This window comes from Polaromonas sp. (genome assembly GCF_018780625.1).
GTDB lineage: Bacteria > Pseudomonadota > Gammaproteobacteria > Burkholderiales > Burkholderiaceae_C > Polaromonas.
Map to the genome: position 1 here is coordinate 1 of NZ_JADMJK010000213.1, position 2,156 is coordinate 2,156.

The 2,156-nt window shown below is 63.1% G+C and carries 3 protein-coding genes; 1 reads left to right on the plus strand and 2 read right to left on the minus strand.

The features are described 5' to 3' along the window. A partial coding sequence (locus IV091_RS15570) for an acyl-CoA dehydrogenase family protein (RefSeq protein ID WP_293470172.1) occupies positions 1–518 on the minus strand: 518 nt, incomplete at its 3' end. Positions 519–568: 50 nt separating this feature from the next. Next, positions 569–1,252: a YceH family protein gene (locus IV091_RS15575; protein ID WP_293470173.1), complete on the minus strand. Its 684-nt coding sequence runs from the start codon at positions 1,250–1,252 to the stop codon at positions 569–571. 18 nt (positions 1,253–1,270) lie between these two features. Between IV091_RS15575 and purN the strand changes: the two genes are divergently transcribed. Next, the gene (gene purN, locus IV091_RS15580) at positions 1,271–1,855 is read left to right on the plus strand and encodes a phosphoribosylglycinamide formyltransferase (protein ID WP_293470174.1); all 585 of its coding nucleotides are present in this window, start codon (positions 1,271–1,273) and stop codon (positions 1,853–1,855) included. Positions 1,856–2,156 lie beyond the last annotated feature (301 nt).

Consider the following 2,156-nt stretch of genomic DNA (forward strand, 5'->3'; position numbering starts at 1 on the left):
ACCAGGCAGAAAATCCACTCGCCGTACTGGCCCAGCGTGGTCCAGGTCTTCTGGCCATTGACAATGTAGCTGTTGCCCTGACGCTCGGCCTTGCACTTGACCGAGGCCAGGTCGGAACCCGCGCCCGGTTCGCTGTAGCCTTGGGACCACCAGACGTCGCCGCTGGCAATGCCGGGCAAAAAGCGCTGCTGCTGCTCGGCATTGCCAAAGGCCATGATGACGGGCGCGACCATCACCGGGCCAAACGGCACCACGCGCGGGGCGCCGGCCAGCGCGCATTCTTCTTCAAACAGGTGCTTTTGCACCGCGTTCCAGCCGGGGCCGCCAAATTCCTTGGGCCAGCCGTGGCCGAGCCAGCCTTTTTTACCCAAAATTTTGGCCCAGCGCTGCAGGTCGTCACGCGACAGGCGCAGGGCGTTGTGTACCTTGTGCGAAATGTCAGCCGGCAGGCTGGCACGGACCCACGCGCGTATTTCTTCGCGAAAGGCTTGTTCTTCAGGGGTGAAAGCTAAATCCATGGCAAGTTCTCCAGTGCCGCGTTTTTAGCACGCCCGTTTGCGCCGTGCTGTCAGGCTTGAGACACGCCCAGTTCTTTTTGCAGATGGGCCAGTTGGGCCTGCAACTGCAGGACCTGGGTTTCCAGTGTTTCCAGGCGCTGCTGCAGGCGTTCGGCCTGGCCCAGCGACACCGGCTCGACTTCAGCGTCAACCGCGGCATGGCCCGCATTGGCGGGTGAAAAAGCCGGCAATGCGCCTTCGCCGCACAGCAGATGCACCCAGCGCTGCTCGCGCATGCCGGCGGCCCGGGGCAGTTGCACCACCGTGACCACGCCGCTGTCTTCGCCGCGCGCCTGCAGTTCGCCCAGCACATCTTCGACGCTGGCGATGTCGGCAAACTTGTACCAGCGTTCGCTGTTGGTGCGCAACTCGCCCGGCGTTTGCGGCCCACGCAGCATCAACAGGCCCAGCAGCACCGCCTGCGCCTCGCTCACGCCAAAGCCGCGCTGAAAATTGTGCTCAAAACGCGGCACCCGGCTGGAACTGGCCTGAAACACCAGGCTCAGCGCCTTGAGCGCGTCAATCGCCGCCTGGGCTTGGGCCTCGGTCAGCTCCATCATCGGGTCGCGGCTGGTTTTCTGGTTGCAGCCCAGCAGCAAGGCATTGAGGGACAGCGGGTAACTGTCGGGTACAGTGCGTGCTTTTTCCATCAGCGTGGCCAGCACGCGGGCTTCTATGGGGGTAAGGGTTCTCATGGGGATAATCTTAAGACAATGAAAAACATCGTGATCCTGATTTCTGGCAGCGGCTCCAACATGGCTGCCATTGCCCAGACCGCGCACAAGGAAGCGTGGCGAGAAAAGTTCGGCGTGCGGATTGCCGCCGTGATCAGCAACCGGGCCGATGCCCAGGGCTTGCCGCTGGCAAAGAGCCTGGGCCTTGCGACCGAACTGCTGCCGCACCGCGATTTTGCGTCGCGCGAGGCCTTTGACGCGGCGCTGATGGCGCGGATTGACCTGCATGCGCCGCAGCTGGTGGTGCTGGCGGGCTTCATGCGCATCCTCACGCCGGGCTTTGTGCAGCACTATGCGGGCCGGCTGATCAATATCCATCCGTCGCTGCTGCCGGCTTTTACCGGCCTGGATACCTACCAGCGCGCCATCGACATGGGGTGCAAGGTGGCGGGCGCCACGGTGCACCAGGTGACCGCCGAACTCGACCACGGCGCCATCCTGGCGCAGGCCGTGGTGCCGGTGCTGCCTGGCGACACTGCAGGCGCCCTGGCGGCCCGCATCCTGACGCAGGAACACCTGCTGTATCCGCAAGCGGTCCGCTCGTTCTTTGAGCGCAGCGCCTGAGTGGTGACGGCTGGCCTGCCGCCGCCCCGCGTGCGCGGGATGACCCCAATTCCCTGCGAGAGATGTTGAGACTTCACAAAGTTTGAATCCGGTGGGCAGGCAGCCCCGTATTCATGACAGCCGCTTGTAAATCAATCTGGTTTCGGCTGATGTCTCAACTTCAACTTCAAGGAATTCATATGTCAACAAAACACAAACTCGCGTCGCTGGGCCTGGCACTGGCCATGTCGTTGGCGGGCGCCTCCGCTTTTGCGCAGGTCATGGTGGGCGGTGCGTCCATGCTGCCAAGCAAGGACATCAT